Annotated in this window: 1 protein-coding gene and 1 pseudogene; both read right to left on the bottom strand. The window is 72.1% G+C overall.

Annotated elements, in window-relative coordinates; all coding sequences use genetic code 11:
• Positions 1-106: 106 nt before the first annotated feature.
• A pseudogene (locus AB0917_RS34060) lies at positions 107-505 on the bottom strand (helix-turn-helix transcriptional regulator); the annotation flags it as partial.
• A 216-nt stretch (positions 506-721) separates the two neighbouring features.
• On the bottom strand, positions 722-1876 hold the full coding sequence (locus AB0917_RS34055; RefSeq protein ID WP_366823569.1) for a methyltransferase: 1155 nt from the start codon (positions 1874-1876) through the stop codon (positions 722-724).
• Positions 1877-2007: the final 131 nt, after the last annotated feature.

The following is a 2007-nucleotide window of genomic DNA, read 5'->3' as shown; positions in this document are numbered from 1 at the left end:
CGCAATCTGGAGCGCGGTATATGCGAAAGCAGAGAGTGAACTCAAGGACGCCATGGACTTGGCGTATCTGACGGGCCAGCGTCCGGCGGACGTGCGGCGGTGTTTTCGCTTCTCCATTCCTGACCGGTCGCGTGTGGATCTTGGCGACGCAGGCCGGAATGGCGGCGCCCTCCTCGTGCGGACGCGCCCGGTAGGCGCTGGGGCTCTCGCCGACCAGCTCGGTGAAGCGGGAGCTGAACGACCCCAGCGACGTACAGCCGACGGCGAAGCAGACCTCGGTCACCGACAGGTCGCCGCGGCGCAGCAGCGCCTTGGCCCGCTCGATGCGGCGGGTCATGAGGTAGCTGTACGGACTCTCGCCGTACGCGGCACGGAAGCTGCGGGAGAAGTGGCCCGGCGACATGAGCGCGCCGCTCGCCAGCGCCGGAACGTCCAGCGGCTCCGCGTAGTCGCGGTCCATCCGGTCACGGGCCCGGCGCAGCCGGACGAGGTCCTCCAGCGTCACAGGACCATCCTCCCACGGGGCCTCGCAGGCCGGGCGAACGCAGCTCGGCAGGCGGGGGCGGGGGACGCGGTCCGGTGCGCGACCGCCGCCGCCCAGGCGTGCGTGCGAGGTGCACGGCCCCTCCGGAGCCTCGCGTCCGCGTCGTGCGTGTGCGGCGGCGCACACGGCGGAACGCGTTGCGAGTGGTCCGGAAGGGCCGGGGGCCGCGATGCGCCGTCAGCGCTTGACGGCGCGCAGGACGACGAACTTCGGGTCGCCCGCGACCGTGGTGCAGTTGCCGAAGATCCGGCGCAGATGGGTGTGGTACGAGAGGTGCCGGTTGCCGACGACCCAGAGTTCGCCGCCCTGCCGCAGCGCGGTGCGCGCGCTGACGAACATCGTGCGGGCGGTGGCGTCGGTGGTCGCCATGTGGGAGTGGAACGGCGGGTTGTTGAGCACCAGGTCCATGCTGCCCGGGGTCAGACCGGCCAGTCCGTCACCGACCAGGAAGTCCGCCTTCGCGCCCTCCGGGGCGCCCAGGCGGAACGTCTCTTCGGCGGACGCGACGGCCCCGTAGGACTCGTCGACGAAGGTGACGTGCGCGTCGGGGTTGGCGATCGCCGCGGAGAGGCCGAGGACGCCGTTGCCGCAGCCCAGGTCGGCGACCTCGACGGCTCCGCCGCGGGTGGGCAGGTGCTTCAGGAAGAAGCGGGTGCCGATGTCCAGGCGCTCGGCGCAGAAGATCCCGGCGTGGTTGACGGCGGTGCGGCCGGCGACGGGGCCCACGTCGCCGGGCAGCTCGTAGCGATAGGGCCACGGGCTCGGCGTACGCGGCAGCGCGGGGTCCGGGGTGCAGAAGATGAGCCGCGCCTTGCGCACCGCGAGGGAGGTGCGGGTCGGGCCGACGATCCGCTCGAAGAGCTTGAGGGTGGAGGTGTGGATCTCCTTCACCATGCCGGTGCCGATCACCACCGTCCCCGCGTGGAGGGCGGGGGCGATCCGGTGGAGCTGGTCCTCCAGGAACGCCAGGGACTTGGGCACCCGGACCAGCAACACGTCGATCCGGTCCGGCGGGGTGTCGCGCGAGGACAGCGGCGTCACGGCGTCCGGGTCCAGGCCGTTGCGCTCCAGGTTGGCCAGGGTGGCGCGCCGGGCCAGGTAGGAGTCGCTGATCTGGACGGGCCGGTGGGCGGCCAGCGCGGTGGCCAGGGCGCCCCACCGGTCCCCCACGACGGCGACCGCGCCCGAGAGGTCGACGGGGCCTGTCTCGGGATCCGTCAGCTGCCGGAGCAGGTATTCGTCGGCGGCGTCCCATGCCCGGAAGGGGTCGCTCGGGTGCTCGGGGAAGCGGGCAAGCTCGAAAGCGCCCTGTGAGGTCGTCAGACGGTTCATATGTCACTCAGGCTAACCGAGACGGCCGGGGGCGCCCCGCGCAGTCAGCACCAGCGCCTTGATCGACCACTGGTTGGCCGCCAGTTGCAGGGCCTCCAGGCTGATGCCGGTGGCCGGGTCGCTGGGAATCT

The sequence above is a fragment of the Streptomyces sp. NPDC007346 genome, assembly GCF_040703535.1.
In the GTDB taxonomy this organism is placed as follows: domain Bacteria; phylum Actinomycetota; class Actinomycetes; order Streptomycetales; family Streptomycetaceae; genus Streptomyces.
Note: the sequence above shows the minus strand (reverse complement) of the source record. Positions and strands in the feature narration are given on the sequence as shown.